Source organism: Bacillus sp. PSXD-155 (assembly GCF_049310765.1).
GTDB lineage: Bacteria > Bacillota > Bacilli > Bacillales > Bacillaceae_G > Bacillus_A > Bacillus_A cereus.
Genome location: NZ_JBMOWC010000016.1, coordinates 20,393 through 41,609, shown reverse-complemented (window position 1 = coordinate 41,609; position 21,217 = coordinate 20,393). Strand labels below are relative to the sequence as shown.

Genomic DNA, 21,217 nt, shown 5'->3' with positions numbered 1-21,217 from the left:
AGTGGTTTGATTTTTTATTAATAGAATATCTTATTATTTTTTAATTTCAATCGCTGAAGTAATATCGTTCCAATCAGGAGCTAAATTAGCAGTTTTACCATACCAATCAGCGTGTTTAAATATAACACCTTTTCCATATCCTTGTGTTGAAGTGTGCTCCCAAAGTGTCGTTGAATAACTTGCAGAAGGTGAGGCTGTACTTACAGAAGAAATTCTGTCATTCCAGCTAGATGGTAAGTTTTTAAAGCCGCTGCTCCAGTAAATATATTGACCACCTTTATCTTTATGTTCGTAAAAATCAGTACTACCAGCACCGCTACCTAAAGGATTAATATTATTTTTAATTGCTTTTTTATCCTTTGCAATATACGCATCCAATGTTTCGCGGCTAGTAAAACCATAAGCTAGCCAATCTCCATTTTCATTTTGCTCTGGTAATACCATAGTAATTTGGATATCTTTCTTATCCTGATCACTTAATTTTGCAAATGAATTAACATTTTGTTCATCCACTTTTAAATAATCAAATGACTTAATTGTGTTACTTTTTTCCTCAGCACTTACTGCACCTAGTCCTCCAGTTAATGCAAAACCCGCTACTAATGTCCCTGCTACTAATTTCTTCAACATATAACCATCCCTTTTTGTTTGAATTTTTGTACAGGTGAATCTTGTACAGCTAAAATGTATTCTAATTTTATACTTTTGTAAATATTCTGAAGTTTTAGAAATAATAGGCGGAATATTTACATTTTTACATTATTTCTTTAGAAAAAATGGTTATTGGAATGATATAATAAGTGGATGTATTGCTTTTACTGGATGTAAAGATATTTTAGGAGAGGTGTCATTGAAATATTTTACAAGAGAATGGTATAAAAAAATGCAAGTTTTAGAATTTATAAGTTTTATAGAGTCTATAAAAGAATGGTCGGAAATGGATATACAAAGTTTAAAGGAAGAAATAGAGGAAAGGAAAATAGATTTATTAAAATTCCTTCCTGAATCGATATACTCAATTATACAAAACATAACAATTAATTCAGAATACCCATCAGGTGAACTGAAAAAACTTATGCAAGAGTGGACAACAGATTATGAGAAAAGAATGGCACAATTAGATCAATCATACGTAGAATATTTTAATTCCATTGAGAAAAAACTTCCGTCAAATGTCGCTCAGTTACACAAGACATCACTACACGATAGTGTAATTAAAGTAATAAAGAGAGAATCAGAAGATACTTTGTCTATCGTATTAGATTGCAGTGGTACTTTTAGTGAATTTGATAAACTTGAAGTAACCTTTATAGGAGTAACACAGTGTTCTATGCCGGAAAACTTTGAAAATGCTTGGTGGTTATATCATGAAATAGCTCTTACTGAAGATGGTTTTGAACTAGGCGTTTTATTTGACTCTCCGTTTAGAGAAGTGACGATTTGCGCAGCAGATGTATTACTTGTGAAGAAATAATGTTGTATGGAGTATTACAAACGTTTGACATAATAAAAAAATAAAGTTATTGTAGATACATGAAGTCTACAATAGGAGCTGTACTATGAAATATTCTAAAGCTACAAATTATGCTCTTCATACAATGCTTTTTCTGGCAAAGGCCACACCAAATAAGTTAGTTAGTGTTCACCAATTAGCAGAAATGCAAAATGTTTCACCAACGTACTTGTCTAAAATACTAACTAAGTTGACGAAGGAAGGGATGATACACTCATCATCTGGTCCAAAGGGCGGTTACTCGCTTAGTAAGAATTGGGAAGATATTTCATTTTTAGATATTATACATGCAATTGAAGGCAAAACATCATTGTTTGACTGTTGTTTACATGACAAACCTGGATGTTTAATTAATGAGGCAATGCTCGCAGCAGAAGAGAAAATGGAAGAAGAGTTAAGAAATCAAAAAATCGTAGATCTTGCGAAAAAAATAAAAGTGGATTTTTAATCTGCTTTTATTTTTAAATTAATTAAGGATAAAGAGGCTCTTTAATATCTTTAATTGTAGTTAGAAAATGATATGAAGAAGGAGAGAAGATGATGAATAATTTTTGGAATGATCGATATAAATCAGATGAATATTTTTACGGGGAAGAACCTAATACATTTATTAAAGAACAAGCATTTCGTTTAGCAAATCACAATAAAGTAATAGCATTTGCGGAGGGAGAAGGTAGAAATGCTGTATTTCTAGCAAGACAAGGGAACGAAGTAACAGCTATTGATTATTCGGAAGATGGATTAGAAAAGACAAAAAAATTGGCAGAGAAGCATAACGTAAACGTGCATACAAAAAAAGTAGATTTATTAGCTGATAGTTTGCCAGAAAATGAATATGATGCGGCAATTATGGTATTTGGACATTTTCATGATGATTATAAAAAAATGATATTAGATAAAATGATACAAACGATAAAACCTGGTGGATTAATTATGTTTGAAGTTTACTCAAAAAAACAAATAAACTATTGTACTGGTGGACCAAAAGATGTTGATATGCTGTATGATCCAATTGATATCCTTACTTGGTGTGAAGAACATAAGGTAATTCATTTCTTTAATGGAGAACAAGAGCGAGTTGAAGGGAAAGGACACACTGGTTTAGCTGATGTTATTCAAGTTGTTATTAGAAAATTAATATAAGTGTTAATGAAAGTGTTAAATGTATGAATGTAAAAAGACCAGTCGTATAAGACTGGTCTTTCTATTTAGATACTAAATTATCAAGCTTCCAATATGTATTTGTTAACGGCGCAGCTTTGCTATCTATGTATAAATACATATTATTTAAATCTTTTGGTGAAGTTTTCAGTTCAAATACAACGTCAGTAGTTAAAGAGAATTCGTGTGGAACATTTTTATAGTGCTCGTCATCTATCGGATGAGCTTCACCTTCATATTTCTCACCAGTTTTTTCATCTTGTATGAAATATTCTATTTCCGAAAGATCAATAGTTTGTCCATCGTCTCGAACATTATTAATCATAACACGAGTAGTAAGGCGCCGCTCTTTGTCTATTTTTTCAAACTTTGCATTCTCAACTGTTGCTCTATAGTATTCGTTTTTAACTATTTCTCCATAGTGCATTGCATTCTTTTCGAGAGCGCTCTTTTCTTGTTTTGATGTAGTATTGCTATTACATCCTGTTAATATTCCAGTAAATAATAATGCTGTACATGTCGTTTTGATTAATGATTTCATAGTAATCCCTTTCTGTATTAAAAAGTAAAACATAGGAATAATTTTACATAAATAGGAAGGTAAATGGAAGTATTTTTGCGTAATATACAGATATACATTTATTTGGTTGTCAAGTTAACAGGATAGAAAGAGGGAGAAGACTGTATAAAACGGAATAAATAAGAATTGAAAATATTGTAAAACGGAAGAGGCATGCATATAATTAAAATAAAGTTTAAGTTTCTGAACCTTCAATAACGGTGGTGATAACATGTTTACTGAAGAACGTCGAGAGAAAATTTTAGAACTACTTAATACAGATGGAAGAGTAATAGCAAAGGATCTTGCGGAAAGATTTGATATGTCTATTGATTCTATAAGAAGAGATTTGTCTATTATGGAAAAGGATGGTTTATTAAAAAGAACGCACGGAGGTGCAATTGAACTTACGCGAGTGAGAAACTTAGCTGCGGAACCAACTAAACGTTATAGTGATAGCTCAATATATGAGGACACAATTGCAAGAGTTGCGGTATCTTATATACAAGAAGGTGATTCAATTTTTATTGGTGGGGCTTCCGTTCATAATGCGATGCTGAAATATTTACCGGAAGTATCATTTACGGTTATTACGAATTCTATAGAAATAGCTGGTTATCTACGAGAATATAAGAATATTGATACGTATTTAATTGGCGGAAAAGTAAAACCTTCAGGGAATATTACTGATACACTTGCCTCTGAATTGATAAGTAGATTTTCTATTGATCTGTATTTCTCTACAGGTGGAGGCATTTCATTACAAGGTATTAGTACCGCAACACCTGAAGTTGCTTATTTTAGTAAAAGAGTAAGTGAAATTGCTAGAAGAAATATTTGTTTAGTTCCGCATAATAAACTTGGAATAGATTGTTTTATAAGAGGAGAGTCTCTAAAAAAAATTGACATTATTATAACTGACGAAGAGGCTAGTAAAGAAACTGTTCAGGACTTTGAGAAACAAGGTAAACAAGTTGTAATAGCGCCATTATATTCATTTGAAAGGAGTTTGACATGATTGTAAAAGAGCAAGAGTTTCATATAAATGGATTAACTTATACAATTCGTTCTGCAGCTGAGAAAGATGCTGACCAGTTATCGAAAATTAGAGTTCAGATTGATGGAGAAACTGAAAATATGGATAGAGATGCTGGAGAGGGATTTATAGATAATCTAGGATTTCAAAAAATAATAAAAACAGATAGTGAAGAGACGAAGAATCTCTTTTTAGTTGCAGAAGTGCACAATCGAATCGTTGGATTTTCAAGGTGTGAAGGATCAAATTTTAAGAGATTATCTCATAAAGTGGAGTTTGGCGTTTGCATTTTAAAAGAGTTTTGGGGATATAAAATGGGTAAGAGCCTATTACAACAATCTATTAAATGGGCTGACGAAAATGCAGTAAATAAAATATCTTTACAAGTATTAGAGACAAACGAGAAAGCTATTCATCTTTATAAAAAATTAGGTTTTGAAGTAGAAGGCGTTTTGAAAAATGACAAAAGACTATCGGACGGAAAGTATTATAATACGGTAGTGATGGGAAGGTTTACTGATACTTTTCATAAAAGAGGTGAAGAAGTATGTTTTACAGAAGGAAGTACTATGTAGTGAAAAATGAATTCATAGAAGTATTTAATGATCATTTCAATAACACGAACTTACCTAATCAATTAAAGCATGGTTCTAAGCTAATAGGACGCTGGATGAAAGATAATAAGAATGGTACGTCTGAAGTATTTGCCATATGGGAATATGATAGTTATGAACAGTATAAAGAAATAGAATCGAAAATTAGAAGTGACGAGAGGCATATTAGAAGAATACATGAATGGTATGAAAACCATGGCGGGAAAGAATATGTTTTACAGGAGTACATAGTAGAGATGAAAAATGAAGAGTTAGTATGTACTGTAAAGTAATAGAGGGGTGAGGGATAATAGGAATGAAAACAAAATTATATTTTAGTTTAGCATCCACTATTTTATTTGCAATAGCCGTGATTGTTTTCTTTATAAACGGTAATCCACAAAAGTGGTTTTGGTTATGTATTTTCTTTGCTTCCATTATACAAAATATAGTGCTACTAAAAAAGAATAAAGAAGTGCATTAAGATATTCAAATTATTAACATATTTGTGTCGTCTTTCTAGTTTTATTGAAAACGCTTTTATTCAGTTTTATAATAAAAGTATGTTTTTACAGATCTCCAAAACAATGAATAGGGAGATGATACAATGTTAGCTTCACCGTTTTACTTACATACATGGAAAAAGTTTATTAATGAAGGAGTCCTTGATTCGAACCGTATAAACGAAAGAATTTCAGAGTCATGGCATCGATGTAAACAAGCAAATGTGAATCCTCACATGAATAAAGGTCAGAAAATTTTGTCTTCTAATTTTTTTCAAGATCAAAAGAAAAAGAGTGAAATCTTCCTAGATATCGCAATCCCTCAAATACAAAATATGAGAAAAACCATTGATGAACTACAAATGATGGCATTATTAATCGATCCAGATGGTTATGTTCTATCGTTAAGTGGAAATAAACAAACGTTAAAGCGAGCGAAACATATTAATTTTATTGAAGGTGTAAAATGGACGGAAGCAGCTGTGGGGACAAACGCAATAGGAACAGCGCTAGAAATTGAAGAAGCTATTATGATAAGTGGTACTGAACATTACTCCGTGGTATCTCATAGCTGGAGTTGTGCGGCTGCTCCCATTCATAATGATGACGGGAAATTAATTGGTGTTCTAGATTTCTCCTGTCCAATTGAATTTTCGCATCCATATATGCTCGGTATGGTAACTTCAATTGCACATGCGATAGAACGTGAATGTAGCATAAGAGTTCATCAAAATGAATTACACTTAATTCATCGTTTTTTAGATGTCATTGATAGTGATGAACAAGTAGTTATTTGTAATCATCGTGATGTTATCGTTTCTGCGAGTAAGAGCGTTCGTGAACGAATAAATAATTGGTCAAGAATGAAACTTGAAGAGTTAATGCACCATGGATTAGAAACTAAATTAGAGATACCAGTATATAGTAATGAAAGAATGATTGGGAAATGTATGTATTTAAAGGAAAACGAACAAATGAATACATATTCTGCTCTCACATTTATAAAAGGAATTACTTTTCCAGGAGTTACTGGGACAAGCAGAGCATTTCAACACACACTAGAAGAAATTAAGCTTGTTTCACCGACTGATGCTAGTGTGTATGTATGTGGTGAGACAGGAGTGGGAAAGGAATATGTCGCGAGAGCGATTCATGAAAATAGTCCAAGAAAAGACGGGCCCTTTATAGCTGTTAACTGCGGTTCTTTGCCTAAAGAATTAATAGAAAGTGAATTGTTCGGTTATGCTGAAGGTGCATTTACAGGTGCGCGACGTCAAGGATATAAAGGGAAATTTGAACAAGCGAATGGAGGAACATTATTTTTAGATGAAATTGGTGAAGTACCACCAGAGATGCAAGTAGCATTATTGCGTGTTTTACAAGAACGTACAATAACTCCAATAGGAAGTTCAAAAGAGGTACCAGTAAATATTCGTATTATTACTGCCACACATAAAGATTTACTACGGTTAGTAGAAGAAGGGAAATTCCGTCAAGATTTATATTATCGTTTGCACGTTTATCCGTTATATGTTCCATCGTTAATAGAAAGAAAAGAGGATATCCCATATTTTATACAACACTTTTGCGAACAGAAGAATTGGAATGTTGTATTTTCGAAGAGTATTTGCAATCAATTTTTACAACATACATGGCCCGGAAATATTCGAGAACTAGTAAATGCATTAGAACGCATTTACATTTTGTCGCAAGGACGGGAAATATGCGAAAAACAAGTCGCTCTTTTGATACAAACAATGATGGGAAATCAACAACAACTTGAGTTACAAGTTGAAAATAAAACCGAACATACATTGAATTTTCGCGAAAAAATACAGCGTGATAGCATGATTGAAGCATTACAAAAGACAAACGGAAATGTTTCATTAGCTGCAAAACTATTAGATGTACCCCGTAGTACATTTTATAAACGAATGCAAAAATATAAGTTATAAAGTAGATTTTTGTAATCTACTTTTTCTTTGTGGGCTCATGTTCTGTCGGAATGTGCGCTTGCCGGGGAAATAATAGAACAGTTAGAAATTAATTTCCGAAAGGGGGACTTATGTGAAGTATATTGAAATTGGCTTCGGAAATAGGTGGTTCGTTCGAACAGAAACTGAAAATAAAGATGGAACTGAATTTGAGGAACGAGGAATTATAAAACCTATTTATTTTGAGTCTTTATATGTACGAATTTGGTTTCGGAAAACGTGTTTTATTTTTGATACGAAAGAAGGGTTTAAAAAAACTAAGAAGAGGAGGATTGAATATAAATTTATAGTTGGAATTGTAAGTAGAATAAATAAAGAAAAAGTGTGCTGATATACGTTATTATATTGACCAGGAAATTCTTTGGACTTATATCAAATTCATAAAAAGCAATTTTACTAAATATAAATTGTTAATACAACCACTAAAAATTATTATCAAGACCTAAAAGCTAAAAATCTTTAAAAAATAAAGGTGAGCGCATATTAGTCATGTATAATATGTACTCACCTTTATTTTCTTGTTCAAAGCACCCGTTAGTCACTCATGGAACATGGAATAAAGTGTGGTATTGATTTAAAATAAAGTTTGATAATTTATAAAAAAGATTGATAAAACCCTGTATTAATATAAGGTTTTTTTTGCCCCTTAAATTTCAGTTGTATTGTTCAATTAAAGGGCCAGATTGTTGAGGAAACAGGAATAATAAGAATACTCAAAAGATTGTTTGTGAAGTGTTACACTTAAACTAACGGGCAGTTTAGCTTAAGTACATTTTTTCACAAATTTAAATGGGGAAATTTCCCCATTTTTTATACTAGCTTAACGTTGATTCGGGAATATTGAACTTCGCTACCTGCTAATTGAATTCTACTTCATCTGGAGACCTTTAAATTAAAATGTTTCCTTTCTTCTGACAGACTTATTAAATTTCGAAAACAATCAATTCAATCATCTTTTCGTATAGAAAAACTTATTAAGAAACATGCACTAGAAAAAATATAAATCATATATAGGAGATATCCCGTTTGAATGCTTGAGGAGGATATTATGAAACCTATGTTACCTAGTGAAAAATATTTCGGTAATTTAGAACTAGTTTATGCATTTTATGGGGCTATGCCTACAGGTGTTACTGTTTCAGAAACCGGTCGTATTTTCATTTGCTTTCCGAAATGGGGAGACGATGTTAAATTTACGGTGGCGGAAATTTTTGAGGATAAATTGCAGCCTTATCCTAATTTACAAACCAATTTGGTTAACCCCGAGAATATCCCAATGACTTTCATCAGTGTCCAAAGTGTAGTTGCTGATGGAAGGGGAACGCTTTGGATATTAGATACAGCGGCACCCAATTTTTCTGAACCTATTAAAGGGGGGGCAAAATTAGTCGCTGTTGATTTAGAAACCAATACAATAAGAAAAGTATATACCTTTACAGAAGATGTTGTCCTGCCTACAACTTATCTGAATGATGTCCGTTTTGATTTTCGTGTTGGAAAAGCAGGTTATGCCTATATAACGGATTCTTCTTCAAGAGGACCAGGAGCTATTATCGTCGTAGATTTATCAAATGGAAACGCGTTTAGACGGTTAAATGGAGCAAATTCAACTTCACCCGATCCCTATTTTTTACCGAAAGTAGAAGGTCAAATTTTAATGAATCGAAACAAAGACGGTTCAACTTCTCCATTTAGATTGGCGTCTGATAGTCTTGCGATTTCTCCTGATGGAAAGATATTATTTTTTGCTCCACTAACCAGTCGGCATTTGTTCTCGATCTCAACAGAAGCCCTGAGAGACAGAACGATATCGGACATGAATTTACCTTATCATGTGGAGTATTGGGGAGAAAAAGGTGCGTCTGATGGAATGATCACTGATGCAAAGGGAACTGTTTATGCTGGAGATTATGAAAACAACAGTATTCGTAAGATATTGCCAAATGGCATAATGGAAACTATTGCACATGATCCGAGAATTTTGTGGCCGGATACTTTTTCAATTGGTCCGGATCAATATTTGTATGTCATTGTGAACCAATTACATCGACAGCCTAGATTTCATTATGGAAAAGACTTACGACAGAAACCTTATAGTTTACTTCGTATCAAAATTGATGAATTTCCTGCTCCGACCTTTTCATAATAAAAATAGTCAATTAATTGTTTTCATTGATAGAAAATGATCAAACTTTTTTATAAAACCAAAACATAAACCTGCTGGATAAGAATCCATTTTGATCAATCTTTTTCAAAATGGATTCTTTTTATTTACCATAGAATACGGGTTAACACGATATTTTTAATCAAACTTTATTTTAAAATTACGAAGAAACTCATGAATGTTTTAAAAAATATGGTGAAGTAGTAATACCCGAACTTATGAGTGAAATTAATGAAAAGTTAAAATGGGATGTTATTAGTTATGTAGATCATAAGGAGTATGCTTTATGGCCACTACTAAAATATTTTAAAAAGATAATTAAACAAGATTCACAAGAATGGAAAACGCGAGGTTTAGAACTGTATAAATTATCTAGTGTAGCAGATATAAAGGGGAGTAATTTTCTTATCCTTTCTATATAGAAATTGTTATTGGTATTCTTATACAATAGGTGTCAGAAAATACAGTTGTTTATTATTGGAGTGGGAGGGAATTATATGTCGATGTCGCTATATTATAAAAAAATCCGTGAGCAATTAGGCCATGAACTAATTCTAATACCGAGTGTAGCTGCTGTTATAAAGAATGGGCAGGGAGATATTTTGTTTCAATATCCTGGCGGGGAATACTGGAGTTTGCCAGCTGGAGCAATTGAGCCTGGAGAAACTCCAGAAGAAGCGGTAGTTCGTGAAGTGTGGGAAGAAACGGGTTTGAAAGTGCAAGTAAAAAAACAAAAAGGGGTATTTGGAGGGGAAAGGTTCCGTCATATATATCCGAATGGCGATCAAGTAGAATATATTGTTGTTGTGTTTGAATGTGAAATTACTAGTGGAAAACTGAAATCGATAGATGGTGAATCTTTAAAACTACAATATTTCTCATTTTCTGAAAAGCCTACTTTAGCGCTACCATACCCAGATAATATATTTTTATAGATGTAAAATAACACACCTTACTTATTGAAGGTGTGCTATTTATATAACCCGGTCGTATACATCTCCGTTAACGTATACACAATTTCCTCTAAGTTAATCTTTTTATCATTTTGCGTAATAGTCCAAAGAAACGATTCATTCATCGCGAACCAACCGCGTGCTACAATCTCTTTATTTAAATTAGGTTGTGCTAATCCACTTTCTTGAGAGTAAGTAATATCCTGTTTAATACTTGTTATAAAACGTTCCCGAATCTCATCCCATTTTTGCCGTATTTCTCTTGATAATCCTATCGCTTCCTCTACAACTTGCAAAATAGCGCGTTCTTCATCTGCTAATTGCAGGAATGCTCTAACTTGATTTTGGATCATTATACGTGCTTCCTCTTTTGTTTGTGGAGAAAAAGAGAGCTCAGCAATATTATAAAATTGATTCATAACATCTTCCATTAAACTAATTAGGAGATCATCTTTGTTTTTGAAGTATACATATGCTGTTCCATAACCAGTTTCTGCATGTTTAATAATTTGTGTAATTGTCGTTTTTTGAAATCCATTATTTATAAAAATAGTGTAACCAGAGTGTAATAGTTTCTTCTTCGTTTCTAAGGAGCGGTGTTTTCTTGATGAAAGAGTAGAGTTTTTCAAAGAATCACCTCTTTATACTGAAATATCTGAAAATATAACTGTATTGTAAAAGAAGTTCATATATAAAGTCAACTGACACAATATCATTGACGTTGTATCAATTATGGTGATATATTTCAATTAGTTAGAATAAAAAGAAAATTAAGAGAAGGTGACACCATGTATAAAGAACCATTTCAACCAACTTATGAGTATGCGCTTGAATGTGATAAACATGATGAACTGAAAGATTTTCAAACTGAATTCTATAAAAAAGAAGGTACTATATATTTAGATGGAAACTCATTAGGGCTACTTTCAAAAAGAGCAGAGAAATCATTACTTACGTTGCTAGATTCTTGGAAAGAGTATGGCATTGACGGCTGGACAGAAGGTGAGCACCCGTGGTTTTTCCTTTCAGAGAAATTAGGTAAACTTACAGCCCCTCTTATTGGAGCTTTACCCGAAGAAACTATTGTAACCGGTTCTACGACTACGAATATACACCAAGTTATTGCGACGTTTTATGAACCAAAAGGAATACGTACAAAAATACTTGCGGATGAATTAACTTTCCCGTCAGATATTTATGCACTTCAAAGTCAAATTCGTCTAAAAGGATTAGACCCAAATGAGCATCTAGTAAGAGTGAAAAGCCGAGATGGTAGAACACTTTCTGAAGAAGATATTATTTATGCGATGGAAGATGATATCGCTTTAATTTTATTACCTTCTGTTTTATATAGAAGTGGTCAAATTCTGGATATGAAACGTTTAACAACGGAAGCTCATAAACGCGGCATTCATATCGGATTTGATTTATGCCATTCAATAGGATCTATTCCGCATCATTTCAAAGATTGGGATGTCGATTTTGCTGTTTGGTGCAATTATAAATATTTAAATGCAGGACCGGGTGGCGTTGCAGGAATTTATGTGAATAATAAACATTTTAATAGACTACCAGGGTTGTCTGGATGGTTTAGTTCTAGAAAAGATAAGCAGTTTGATATGGAGCATACATTAACAGCTGCTGATCATGCAGGTGCTTATCAAATTGGTACACCGCACGTTTTAAGTACAGCACCATTAATTGGTTCACTTGAAATTTTCAAAGATGCTGGTATTGAACGTTTACGTGAGAAATCTTTACATATTACGAGATACATGCTGAATTTAATTGGACATGAATTAAAAGATTTCGAATTTACAATTGGAAATCCATTAGAGGATGAAAAACGAGGCGGGCACATTTATTTAGAGCATGCAGAAGCAGCACGTATATGTAAAGCACTAAAAGCAAATGGAGTAATTCCAGATTTTAGAGCGCCAAATGGGGTGAGACTTGCGCCGGTCGCTTTATATAACACATACGAAGAAGTGTGGAAATCTGTACAAATATTAAAGAAAATTATGAAAAATAAAGAGTATAAGCAGTTTGAAAATAAGCGAGAGGTTGTGGCATAAATATGAAAACATCAGAGTGGATTGATATTTCACAACCGCTAAATAATAATATTGCAACGTGGCCAGGAGACACACCGTTCTCGTATGAAGTTTCATGGTCAAAAGAAGAAAGTGGCTCGGTAAATGTCGGAAAGTTAACGATGAGTATTCATACAGGCACTCATATTGATGCACCATTTCATTTTGATAATGATGGAAAGAAAGTATTGGATTTAGATGTTCAAGTTTATGTTGGCCCAGCACGGATTATTGACGTTTCTAATCTTGAAAGCATCGGGAAAAAGGAATTAGAAAGCTTTCATTTAGAAGGTGTAGAACGATTATTATTACGTACATCTTCACATGGAAAAGCTGAAGAATTTCCAGAGGTGATCCCTCATTTACGTGCAGACATAGCGTCGTTTCTTTCAGAGAAAGGTATTCGTTTAATCGGAGTAGATGTACCATCAGTTGATCCGCTAGATGATAAAGAATTAGCAGCGCATCATCAATTATTTAAACATGGAATTCATATTTTAGAAAATGTCGTACTAGATCATGTAGCAGTCGGTGATTATGAACTTATTGCATTACCACTTGCATTAACTGATGCAGATGGAAGTCCAGTTCGAGCCGTTATTAGACCAATATAAGTAGAATCATATAAAAGGGGCGTTTGGCTAATATGAAAGAAAATGAAAAAGTAATTATGGAAAAAGGGATTCATACGGATTTTAAAGAGAATATGACGTATGGGGAGTATTTACAATTAGATAGTTTACTATCTTCTCAAAAAAGATTATCGGACCATCATGATGAAATGTTATTTATCGTTATTCACCAAGCAAGTGAGCTTTGGATGAAGCTCATTTTACATGAGCTAAATGCGGCGATTGAATCTATTAAACAAGATAAATTACAACCAGCTTTTAAAATGTTAGCACGTGTATCAAAAATTCAGTCTCAAATTATTCAATCTTGGGATATTCTTGCGACATTAACACCATCAGAATATATTGAGTTTCGTGATTCACTCGGTCAAGCTTCAGGTTTTCAATCGTATCAATATCGTATGATTGAGTATGCACTTGGCTATAAAACGCCACACGCATTAAAAATTTATGAAAAGGATCCAGAATTACATGCACGACTTCATAAAGCGCTACATGCACCAAGTCTATATGATGTCGCGATTCAAGCATTAGTAAAAGAAGGATTCCCTATTCATAAAGATGTGTTAAACCGTGATATTACGCAGCCTTATGAAGAAGATGCAACAGTAGAAGCAGCATGGTTGGAAGTGTATGCGGATGTGAAAAAATATTGGAATTTATATCAGCTTGCTGAAAAATTGATTGATATTGAAGACTGGCTACAACAATGGCGTTTTCGTCATATGAAAACAGTAGAACGAATTATTGGACATAAAATGGGAACAGGTGGATCCTCCGGTGTTTCTTATTTAAAACGAGTACTTGATCAACAATTCTTCCCAGAGCTGTGGAATGTTCGTACGAAATTATAAAAATAAACCTGTCAGTTCATTATGACTGACAGGTTTATTTTTATTTGAGCACAATTATGTTTAAAATGAAGGAACAAGATATAATAAATGGAGTAACTATTTAAATGGAGGTAAAGTTTTTGGATTTCAAGCAACTAGAAAATAAATTCGAAAAGAAAAAAGTGAATACATTTCTTGTTTATCAAAAAGGGGAATTAACAACTGAGTACTATAAAACACCTGAATGTGCAAATAACTTATATAAAATAAATTCGATTACAAAAAGTATTGTATCTTTATTAATTGGTATTGCTCTTGATAAGAGCTATATAAATGATATACATACACCGATTACAGAGTGGATTGAAAATGTACCTGGGGAAAAACATGATTTGACGCTTTATCACTTATTAACAATGACTACTGGTGAGGATTGGAAAGAGTTTGGAAATGGAGTAGTATTCCCAAATGACTTTGTAGAATCAGAGAACTGGGTACAGTACATATTAGAAAAGCCAATAATTGAAGAACCTGCTACAAAAATGAATTATAATTCAGGTTCTTCTCATTTACTGAGCTATATTATTCAAGAAGCTACTGGAATGTCGACAGAGCGGTTTGCAAAGAAATATTTATTTGATCCATTAGAAATTAACGAATACGAGTGGCAACAAGATCCGCAAGGTATATATGTCGGCGGCTTCGGTATGAAAATGAAATCTACCGATTTATTAAAATTAGGAAAGTTATGTTTGCAAAATGGATATTGGAATGAAAAAGAAATTGTATCAGCGAAATGGTTAGAAGAGTCAAGTAGGGCTCTATTTGAAACATATGAACATGTCGGTGCATATGGATATCACTGGTGGGTATTACATAACGGAAGATTTCACATACCGTATTGTATATATTTTGCTATGGGATACGGCGGACAATACATCGTTATCATTCCTCAGTTGGAAATAGTAGCTATTATAAGTAGTCATATGCCAAAACGTGGGCTCGTTCCATTAAAACTATTTATTGAGCATGTACAGGGAAATTCTAATTATATATAAGAAAAGGAGGGAATGTATGAAGGATGAAAAAATTTTATCTTTATTTAGATTATGTTTAAGTCTTCTAGTGTGTAGCGCCATTATTACGCAATTCATAATTAGGGCACAAGTGAAGCCGTTTAATCCAGTTAACTTTTTTAGTTTCTTCACCATTGAAAGTAACATTTTAGTTGCATGTATTCTCCTTTTAAGCAGTATCGGAACAGCTACATTTGGTCACTCAGAACAGTTTAGTATACTTCGTGGTGCGGCAACGGTATACATACTTACGACAGGACTCGTTTATTTTTTGTTACTAAGAGGGTTAGAAGAGTCACTTCAAACGGCAATACCATGGGTAAATACTGTGCTACATTATATCATGCCGATTGCAATGCTTTTAGATTGGATTTTAAATCCACCTATTAAGAAAATCACTTGGAAACAAGCTGCAAGTTGGCTCTTATTCCCGTGTTTTTACGTTGTATATAGCTTAATACGTGGTCCAATCGTGAATTGGTATCCATATCCGTTTTTAGATCCGAGAATAGGTGGATATGGTAAAGTACTTTTATATAGTATAAGGATAGCTGTAGTAATTGGCGCTATTTGTATATTGGTAAGATTTTTAGGGAATCGAAACTTTAGGAAAGAATTTTAGAAATGCAAGGAACCCCACTGTTTCCATTTTTAACAGTGGGGTTTCATTTTATCCCGCATTAACGGGCAGCCCGATTGGTGAGGACTGATTAAAGTTTCACTTTATCTACTCGTCTTCTGAAACGACAACTTTATAAATTTCTCCGTCTTCGTTTCAAATTCTACATCAACAAAAACACCATATTCTTTTCCATCTTCACGTAACCACAATTTAAATTTTTCAACAGTTATTTGAACTGTTTTTGGTTTTCTACCTATATGAAGATAGTCAATAATTTCTGCTTTTGGGTATTGTTCTTTCGTCTTTTCTACGGCAAGTTTACCCCATTTGGCATACGGCGGCTGCGCATGAACAATTGATGAGTCTGTATATATATTTGAACATGTTGTTAGGAACAGAATGACGAGTGCGACACGTTTTAACGATTTCTTCATGATGAACTCCTTTCATCCTTTTTTATATTGTTTACATATTTTTTCAACGATATTAGTTTGGATTTTTTTGTCTTCTTTACATAAAAGCGAGGCTTTTACAAAACATAACCAAGAAATCATTTCCGTAATTAAGGAGGGAAAATTATGCGCCAAAAAGCTATTTTTAAAATAGCAGTTTTACTTGCGTTCATAGGACTGTCTTTAATGGTCAGTAGTATACAACTAAAGAATGTAGAAGCTTTTTCTAATCAAGTTATTCAAAGAGGAGCATCTGGCGAAGATGTCATTGAACTGCAATCTCGTTTGAAATATAACGGATTTTATACGGGAAAAGTGGATGGTGTTTTCGGATGGGGTACATACTGGGCACTTCGGAATTTTCAAGAGAAATTCGGATTACCCGTTGATGGTTTAGCTGGAGCTAAAACGAAGCAAATGCTCGTGAAGGCAACGAAGTATGACAAGTCAACTGCTAATAAAGGGACGACAACGAATAAAGGAAATAGCGGCGGAACTGCACAAGAGAATAAACCACCTCAAAATAAAGGGACAAATGTTCCGAACGGTTATTCTCAAAATGATATTCAGCTTATGGCAAACGCAGTATACGGAGAATCACGTGGTGAACCGTATTTAGGACAAGTTGCAGTAGCTGCCGTTATTTTGAATCGTGTTACAAGTGCGTCATTCCCAAATACTGTTTCAGGTGTAATCTTTGAGCCTAGAGCATTTACCGCGGTAGCCGATGGACAAATATATTTAACGCCAAATGAAACAGCAAAAAAAGCAGTTTTAGATGCGATTAACGGATGGGATCCAACAGGAAATGCTTTATATTATTTCAATCCAGATACTGCGACTAGTAAATGGATTTGGACTCGTCCACAAATTAAAAAAATCGGTAAACATATTTTCTGTAAATAGAGCGGAGGTGGGACAATGTTACGAGGTATTATCATTGTATTATTAACAGTCGGTGTAGTAGGAACAGGCTATTGGGGCTATAAAGAGCACCAAGAGAAAAATGCGGTTTTAATTCGAGCGGAAAATAGCTATCAACGTGCATTCCATGATTTAGCATACGAAGTCGATTTATTACACGATAAAATTGGCACAACACTTGCGATGAATTCACGATCATCTTTATCACCTGCATTAGCGGATGTATGGCGTTTAACATCTGAAGCTCGCTCAGATGTAGGACAACTTCCTTTAACATTAATGCCATTTAATAAAACGGAAGAATTTTTAGCGAATATCGGTGATTTCAGTTACCGTGCAGCCATTCGTGATTTAGAAAAAGAGCCGTTAAATGAGCAAGAATATAAAACGCTACAAACTTTATATTCAAATGCAGGAAATATACAAGATGAACTAAGAAAAGTACAACATCTTGTTTTGAAAAATAATTTACGCTGGATGGATGTAGAAATGGCACTTGCATCAAATCGTGATCCAGCAGATAACACAATTATTGATGGATTGAAAACTGTAGAGAAAAACGTAACATCATATTCTTCTACAAACTTCGGACCGACCTTTACAAGTGCGCAAAAAAATAAAAAAGGAGGATTTGAAGCGGAAGGAAAGGCAATTTCTAAAGATGAAGCGGCGAAAATTGCCAAATCGTTTTTGAATTTAAAAGGAAATGAAAAAGTAGATGTAGAGAAAAGTGGAAAAGGTGCGAAAGAATCCTTCTATAGTGTGAAAATTAAAGATAAAGCAACGAACAATGAGTTCTATATGGATATTACCGGAAAAGGCGGATATCCAATTTGGGTTATGAATAACCGCGAAATTAAAGAACAGAAAGTTAGTTTAAACGATGCAGGTAGTAAAGGTTTGAAATTTTTAAAGGACCATAAGTTTAATAAAATGGAGCTTTATGATAGCTCTCAATATGATAATGTTGGTGTATTTACGTATGTAGTAAATGAAAATGGAGTACGAATTTATCCAGAAGCAATCCAAATGAAAATTGCTTTAGATGACGGTTCTATCGTAGGGTTCTCCGCAAAAGAATATTTAGCGTCACATCAAAAACGAACAGTTCCATCGGCAAAGCTAACTGCAGCAGAAGCAAGAAAGAAAATCAATCCGGATGTAAAAGTAATGGAAGAACGTAAAGCTGTAGTAGTTAATGATTTGCATAATGAAGTACTTTGCTATGAATTTGTAGGTACTTTAGGAAAAGATACGTACCAAATATTCATTAATGCTAATAGCGGGGCCGAGGAAAAGGTAAAGAAAATGCAAGCTGTTGAAAAAATTTATGATTAAACCTTAAAAGTGAAGTGGTGAAAATAATGAAAACTCTAATATATATATTAATGCTTTGCTTCGTTATAACTGGATGCAGTATTGGAACAAAAGAAAACCCAAACGAAAAGCCGGAACAAAAAAATGTTTCAATGAAAAATGTTAATTATACGAATAAATCAAATAAGCCAAATGAAAAAGCGGCAGATCATTTAGCATCTTTAGCAGCAAGTGTGCCAGGTGTGAATGATGCGACAGCGGTCGTTGTTGGAAAATATGCTATTGTAGGTATAGACGTAAAAGCAAAACTTGATCGAACTCGTGTTGAATCAATTAAATATTCTGTTGCAGAAAGTTTAAAAAATGACCCTGACGGTGCTAATGCAGTCGTTGTAGCAGATGTTGATACGTATGAACGCCTCAAACAAATCGGAAAGCAAATTAAAAAAGGAAAAACAGGTGAAGGTATACTAGATGAATTAGCGGCTATTGTGGGACGAGTAATGCCACAAGTTCCAAATGATATGATTGAAAATCGAGAAACGAATCCAATTAAAGATAATGATAAACAATTACCAAAAGATGAAGAACAAGAGTTAAGAAAAGAACAGGATGATCAATCAAATAATCATTTGAATAAATGAAATTAGCCTCGTACTTAATTGTGCGAGGTTTTTAAGTATAATATTAAATATTCAGTTTATTTTTAAGGGAATATATGGTTTAATTATGATGGGAGGGACAACTGTTATGATGAAAAAAAGCGCATGTATATTGTTTAGTTTATGCTTAGGTTTCAGTATGACAGCGTGTGAAAAGAGAAAAGAAGTGAAAAATCAAACAGCAACTTCTTCTACTGTGATGGAAAGGCAACAGAAAGAATCTATCAATATAAATCATTTCTCGAACATAAATGAAGGAATGACTTATACAGAAGTGAAAGATTTAATTGGTTTTGAAGGGGATTTACTTATAGAAGAAGGGGTAGAACATTCTACACAAATTAAACAAATTTTTGCTTGGAAAGGAAACAATCCAAATTCATTTGTTGAAATTACCTTTTTAGATGGAAGAGTGCATTCAAAAGCACAGCAAGGTATAAGTTAATAAGCTAAAAAATGGGAGAGTTTAGCATGAACATACACACAGGGGAAATTCAATTAGTTCCGTATAAGGAGAAATATAAAGAAGTTATACAAACATTTACTTTACCAAGTGAACAAGTTCAGTTTACAGCAGATCCAAGCGCATTACTGGAAAAAGCAAAAAGTGATCGTACAAAAAATGTGATTGTTATTTTAGATTACAATGGGGTACCGGTGGGTCTTTTCGCATTGGAAACGGGAGATAGAGTAAAGGAGTTCACAGATAATGAGGATGCTTTACTTTTAACGTCATTTTCTATTAATCACAATAGACAAAGAAAAGGATTCGCTAAAAAGTCATTGTTATTATTAGAAGAGTTTGTAAAATGCTATTTTCCAATAAAAAATGAAGTTGTACTTGCTGTGAATGAAAGAAATATTCCTGCACAAAATTTATATGCAAAAGTGGGCTTCGAGGATAAAGGTTTTAGAAGAATGGGACCAATTGGCCAACAAATAATAATGCATTTACCTATAATGAAATAATGAGATAGAAAACTTACTCTTGAATATTCACGTAGTAGGTTTTTTTATTTTAACAATATATAATATATGTATATAAAATGAAACAGGAATGAAGGATATAAAAAATGAATCAAGATAGAAAATGGAATATCGTTGGGGGAAGAGTGATTAAAACTGGGATTGCAGTTTTTCTTACAGTGTTAGTTTGTGAATTTTTTAACATTCCAACTATTTCTGCTGTAATAACAGCAATTGTTACAATTGAACCAACTGCAACAGACTCAATAAAAAAAGGGCTTATTCGCTTTCCGGCCTCAACAATTGGATCGGCATATGCCATGACGTTCACATTTTTCTTAGGTCATCAAGCAATTTCTTATGCATTAGCTGCGATGTTTACGATCGTTACATGTCAAAAACTAAGGTTACATGCGGGAACATTAGTCGCAACTTTAACTGCTGTAGCTATGATTCCAATTACGGCAGATCATTATTTCACTGCATTTTTAATTCGTTTAGCTACTACATCTACTGGTATTATAGTATCTACTTTAGTGAATTTTTTCATTTTCCCACCACACTACACGAAAACGATTTTTGGATGTACAGAGGATCTATTTGCTAAAACAGCAAATATTATGGAAGAATGGATTACTGCATTAGTTGCAGGAAAAGGTATGAAAAAGGAGACCGCTCAGGATTTATCTAAATTGACTGTATTATTGCATAAGGCGATACAATTTGTTCAATATGAGCAGAAAGATTGGAAATATCATCAACATACAAAGAAGGAAATGAGAAGCTTTTTAACCATGCAGAACCAACTTCATATATTACAGCAAATCATTTACCATATAGATAATTTAGCTCGAGTGTCAATTGAGACTTGTGACTGGTCACAAAGTGAAAGGGAAATATTACAACGAACAATTCATTCTATAATTGCTATATTGAGAAACCGTTGTAATGAAATTGATGAGGAACATTTGAAACTTATTGCTGAATTAGACAAGCAATTTTGGAGTTATAAAAATGATTTAAAAGATTATAAACCAAATCATTATCATCACCATTTTTCAAGTGAGTCTATTATTTTATTTGAGGTATTATCTATTCATGATATGTTAGAAGAATTAAAACAAATATCCGAGAAATATGAGTGGGAAAATCGATTCAATTGAT

The 21,217-nt window shown here is 33.4% G+C and carries 25 protein-coding genes; 21 read left to right on the top strand and 4 right to left on the bottom strand.

Features of this window, described 5'->3' with window-relative positions; translation table 11 throughout:
- Nucleotides 1-33: 33 nt before the first annotated feature.
- On the bottom strand, nt 34-630 hold the full coding sequence (locus ACO6VI_RS18275; RefSeq protein ID WP_000914433.1) for a hypothetical protein: 597 nt from the start codon (nt 628-630) through the stop codon (nt 34-36).
- A gap of 220 nt (nt 631-850) precedes the next feature.
- Here ACO6VI_RS18275 and ACO6VI_RS18270 point away from each other — a divergent pair, with 220 nt between their 5' ends.
- The 3 genes from ACO6VI_RS18270 (at nt 851) to ACO6VI_RS18260 (ending at nt 2,656) form a co-directional block, all read left to right on the top strand.
- On the top strand, nt 851-1,474 hold the full coding sequence (locus tag ACO6VI_RS18270; protein ID WP_063547502.1) for a DUF4085 domain-containing protein: 624 nt from the start codon (nt 851-853) through the stop codon (nt 1,472-1,474).
- Between the two features lie 85 nt (nt 1,475-1,559).
- Nucleotides 1,560-1,961 (top strand): Rrf2 family transcriptional regulator, encoded by a 402-nt coding sequence (locus ACO6VI_RS18265; RefSeq protein WP_000877649.1) that lies wholly within the window; start codon nt 1,560-1,562, stop codon nt 1,959-1,961.
- An 89-nt stretch (nt 1,962-2,050) separates the two neighbouring features.
- Nucleotides 2,051-2,656: a class I SAM-dependent methyltransferase gene (locus ACO6VI_RS18260; RefSeq protein WP_063547500.1), complete on the top strand. Its 606-nt coding sequence runs from the start codon at nt 2,051-2,053 to the stop codon at nt 2,654-2,656.
- A gap of 61 nt (nt 2,657-2,717) precedes the next feature.
- Here the strand turns inward: ACO6VI_RS18260 and ACO6VI_RS18255 are convergent, their stop codons facing one another.
- Nucleotides 2,718-3,215: a hypothetical protein gene (locus tag ACO6VI_RS18255; protein ID WP_063547498.1), complete on the bottom strand. Its 498-nt coding sequence runs from the start codon at nt 3,213-3,215 to the stop codon at nt 2,718-2,720.
- Nucleotides 3,216-3,465: 250 nt separating this feature from the next.
- Between ACO6VI_RS18255 and ACO6VI_RS18250 the strand changes: the two genes are divergently transcribed.
- The 7 genes from ACO6VI_RS18250 to ACO6VI_RS18220 all read left to right on the top strand — a co-directional run bounded on the left by ACO6VI_RS18250 (nt 3,466) and on the right by ACO6VI_RS18220 (nt 10,458).
- Nucleotides 3,466-4,251 (top strand): DeoR/GlpR family DNA-binding transcription regulator, encoded by a 786-nt coding sequence (locus tag ACO6VI_RS18250; protein WP_000493642.1) that lies wholly within the window; start codon nt 3,466-3,468, stop codon nt 4,249-4,251.
- The gene (locus ACO6VI_RS18245) at nt 4,248-4,844 is read left to right on the top strand and encodes a GNAT family N-acetyltransferase (protein WP_000635672.1); all 597 of its coding nucleotides are present in this window, start codon (nt 4,248-4,250) and stop codon (nt 4,842-4,844) included. The genes ACO6VI_RS18250 and ACO6VI_RS18245 overlap by 4 nt, the downstream gene beginning before the upstream one ends.
- The gene (locus ACO6VI_RS18240) at nt 4,817-5,155 is read left to right on the top strand and encodes an NIPSNAP family protein (RefSeq protein WP_000499988.1); all 339 of its coding nucleotides are present in this window, start codon (nt 4,817-4,819) and stop codon (nt 5,153-5,155) included. The genes ACO6VI_RS18245 and ACO6VI_RS18240 overlap by 28 nt, the downstream gene beginning before the upstream one ends.
- Nucleotides 5,156-5,469: 314 nt before the next feature.
- On the top strand, nt 5,470-7,320 hold the full coding sequence (locus ACO6VI_RS18235) for a sigma-54-dependent Fis family transcriptional regulator (protein WP_422423779.1): 1,851 nt from the start codon (nt 5,470-5,472) through the stop codon (nt 7,318-7,320).
- 112 nt (nt 7,321-7,432) lie between these two features.
- Complete coding sequence (locus tag ACO6VI_RS18230; protein ID WP_000873825.1) at nt 7,433-7,690, top strand: DUF3977 family protein; 258 nt, start codon at nt 7,433-7,435, stop codon at nt 7,688-7,690.
- 717 nt (nt 7,691-8,407) lie between these two features.
- Nucleotides 8,408-9,505: an L-dopachrome tautomerase-related protein gene (locus ACO6VI_RS18225; RefSeq protein WP_069355723.1), complete on the top strand. Its 1,098-nt coding sequence runs from the start codon at nt 8,408-8,410 to the stop codon at nt 9,503-9,505.
- 515 nt (nt 9,506-10,020) lie between these two features.
- On the top strand, nt 10,021-10,458 hold the full coding sequence (locus tag ACO6VI_RS18220; RefSeq protein WP_000062938.1) for an NUDIX hydrolase: 438 nt from the start codon (nt 10,021-10,023) through the stop codon (nt 10,456-10,458).
- A 35-nt stretch (nt 10,459-10,493) separates the two neighbouring features.
- Here ACO6VI_RS18220 and ACO6VI_RS18215 read toward each other — a convergent pair whose 3' ends face one another.
- Nucleotides 10,494-11,105, bottom strand: a complete 612-nt coding sequence (locus ACO6VI_RS18215; protein WP_000798534.1) for a TetR/AcrR family transcriptional regulator — start codon at nt 11,103-11,105, stop codon at nt 10,494-10,496.
- A 159-nt stretch (nt 11,106-11,264) separates the two neighbouring features.
- On the opposite strand from ACO6VI_RS18215, the gene kynU reads away from it, so the two are divergent.
- The 5 genes from kynU (at nt 11,265) to ACO6VI_RS18190 (ending at nt 15,732) form a co-directional block, all read left to right on the top strand.
- A complete protein-coding gene (gene kynU, locus ACO6VI_RS18210; protein WP_161519859.1) occupies nt 11,265-12,551 on the top strand; it encodes a kynureninase in 1,287 nt (428 codons plus the stop codon).
- Between the two features lie 2 nt (nt 12,552-12,553).
- The gene (kynB, locus tag ACO6VI_RS18205; RefSeq protein ID WP_063547486.1) at nt 12,554-13,183 is read left to right on the top strand and encodes an arylformamidase; all 630 of its coding nucleotides are present in this window, start codon (nt 12,554-12,556) and stop codon (nt 13,181-13,183) included.
- A gap of 32 nt (nt 13,184-13,215) precedes the next feature.
- On the top strand, nt 13,216-14,055 hold the full coding sequence (gene kynA, locus ACO6VI_RS18200; protein ID WP_000661957.1) for a tryptophan 2,3-dioxygenase: 840 nt from the start codon (nt 13,216-13,218) through the stop codon (nt 14,053-14,055).
- Nucleotides 14,056-14,174: 119 nt separating this feature from the next.
- Nucleotides 14,175-15,092: a serine hydrolase domain-containing protein gene (locus ACO6VI_RS18195; protein WP_029442518.1), complete on the top strand. Its 918-nt coding sequence runs from the start codon at nt 14,175-14,177 to the stop codon at nt 15,090-15,092.
- 16 nt (nt 15,093-15,108) lie between these two features.
- A complete protein-coding gene (locus ACO6VI_RS18190) occupies nt 15,109-15,732 on the top strand; it encodes a Pr6Pr family membrane protein (RefSeq protein ID WP_161519860.1) in 624 nt (207 codons plus the stop codon).
- Nucleotides 15,733-15,833: 101 nt separating this feature from the next.
- Here ACO6VI_RS18190 and ACO6VI_RS18185 read toward each other — a convergent pair whose 3' ends face one another.
- Complete coding sequence (locus ACO6VI_RS18185) at nt 15,834-16,166, bottom strand: DUF3889 domain-containing protein (protein WP_016512695.1); 333 nt, start codon at nt 16,164-16,166, stop codon at nt 15,834-15,836.
- A 144-nt stretch (nt 16,167-16,310) separates the two neighbouring features.
- On the opposite strand from ACO6VI_RS18185, the gene sleB reads away from it, so the two are divergent.
- The 6 genes from sleB to ACO6VI_RS18155 all read left to right on the top strand — a co-directional run bounded on the left by sleB (nt 16,311) and on the right by ACO6VI_RS18155 (nt 21,216).
- Entirely contained in the window at nt 16,311-17,090 is a 780-nt protein-coding gene (gene sleB / locus ACO6VI_RS18180) for a spore cortex-lytic enzyme (protein ID WP_001249053.1), read from the top strand.
- Between the two features lie 15 nt (nt 17,091-17,105).
- Nucleotides 17,106-18,446, top strand: a complete 1,341-nt coding sequence (gene ypeB, locus ACO6VI_RS18175) for a germination protein YpeB (protein WP_098852583.1) — start codon at nt 17,106-17,108, stop codon at nt 18,444-18,446.
- A gap of 26 nt (nt 18,447-18,472) precedes the next feature.
- Nucleotides 18,473-19,069, top strand: a complete 597-nt coding sequence (locus ACO6VI_RS18170) for a YhcN/YlaJ family sporulation lipoprotein (protein WP_000854060.1) — start codon at nt 18,473-18,475, stop codon at nt 19,067-19,069.
- 106 nt (nt 19,070-19,175) lie between these two features.
- Nucleotides 19,176-19,532, top strand: a complete 357-nt coding sequence (locus ACO6VI_RS18165) for a hypothetical protein (RefSeq protein ID WP_016512697.1) — start codon at nt 19,176-19,178, stop codon at nt 19,530-19,532.
- An 11-nt stretch (nt 19,533-19,543) separates the two neighbouring features.
- On the top strand, nt 19,544-20,056 hold the full coding sequence (locus tag ACO6VI_RS18160) for a GNAT family N-acetyltransferase (RefSeq protein ID WP_120460134.1): 513 nt from the start codon (nt 19,544-19,546) through the stop codon (nt 20,054-20,056).
- A 104-nt stretch (nt 20,057-20,160) separates the two neighbouring features.
- The gene (locus ACO6VI_RS18155) at nt 20,161-21,216 is read left to right on the top strand and encodes an aromatic acid exporter family protein (protein WP_422423772.1); all 1,056 of its coding nucleotides are present in this window, start codon (nt 20,161-20,163) and stop codon (nt 21,214-21,216) included.
- Nucleotide 21,217: the final 1 nt, after the last annotated feature.